This window comes from Clostridium sp. C8-1-8 (assembly GCF_009928445.1).
Taxonomy (GTDB): Bacteria; Bacillota; Clostridia; order Clostridiales; family Clostridiaceae; genus Clostridium_AR.
In genome coordinates, this window is record NZ_JAABNO010000074.1 from 1 (window position 1) to 1,409 (window position 1,409).

General features: G+C 43.8%; 2 rRNA genes. Both read right to left on the bottom strand.

Annotated elements, in window-relative coordinates:
* Positions 1 to 455, bottom strand: a 23S ribosomal RNA gene (locus tag GXK57_RS26155); the annotation flags it as partial.
* 485 nt (positions 456 to 940) lie between these two features.
* Positions 941 to 1,409, bottom strand: a 16S ribosomal RNA gene (locus tag GXK57_RS26160); the annotation flags it as partial.

The window sequence follows — 1,409 nt, forward strand, 5'->3', positions numbered from 1 at the left end:
GGAGGTGGTCCTCCCTGCTTCCCACAAGGTTTCACGTGTCTCGTGGTACTCTGGAGCAGAACTAGTTTATTATTATTTTCACTTACAGGACTATTACCTTCTACGGTGTATCTTTCCAGATATCTTCAATTAATAATAACTTCACCTTATGTTCTGTCCGCAACCCCAAAGATAAATCTTTGGTTTGGGCTCTTCCGATTTCGCTCGCCGCTACTGACGGAATCGATTTTTCTTTCTCTTCCTCTAGGTACTTAGATGTTTCAGTTCCCTAGGTTTACCCTCCTATAGCTATGTATTCACTATAAGATACGTAGGGTTACCTACGTGAGTTTCCTCATTCGGAGATCTTTGGATCACAGGCTATTTGCGCCTACCCAAAGCTTATCGCAGCTTGTCACGTCCTTCTTCGGCTCTTGATGCCAAGGCATTCACCATGCGCCCTTTCTAACTTAACCTATGTCGTGTCATTATAATCGGCGCACTACTTCGTCAGCTCGGTCACTGTGGTGCTCACTTGTTTGAAACAAGCTCCGCTCCTCGTTCGGTCGCTTCCTCGTATTGCTTGATTCTAATGTCACTCCGAATTTGCTTCGCAAATTCTGCGTTTGAATTATAGATGTATTGTTCACACTTGAGTGTGTTTGTACTAGGTATAATTCATTGCATAGATGCGTTGAACTAGTAGAACTACTTACTAAACTGGTTAGTTTTAATAAGTAATAGTTCACAAATTCGATTATACTGACTTAAATACTAGCGTGCATTTTTTGTCAGTAGTTATATTACAAAGAATTAGTAAATATCTTTACTTTAACTTATGTGCAATTTTCAAAGAACAATCTGAGATACTTGGTATCTCAAAATTAAACAGAGTAAATAACAACCAGAATTCGTGTATATTAAGCCTGAAATACATCAGCACTTAATAATTTCTCCATAGAAAGGAGGTGATCCAGCCGCAGGTTCTCCTACGGCTACCTTGTTACGACTTCACCCCAATCGCTGACCCTACCTTCGGCTGCTGCCTCCCTTACGGGTTAGCTCACAGACTTCGGGTATTGCCAACTCTCATGGTGTGACGGGCGGTGTGTACAAGGCCCGGGAACGTATTCACCGCGACATGCTGATTCGCGATTACTAGCAACTCCGGCTTCATGTAGGCGAGTTTCAGCCTACAATCCGAACTGGGACAAGTTTTTGAGATTTGCTCCACCTCACGGTCTTGCGTCTCTTTGTACTTGCCATTGTAGCACGTGTGTAGCCCTAGACATAAGGGGCATGATGATTTGACGTCATCCCCACCTTCCTCCCGGTTAACCCGGGCAGTCTCGCTAGAGTGCTCAACTAAATGGTAGCAACTAACAATAAGGGTTGCGCTCGTTGCGGGACTTAACCCAACATCTCACGAC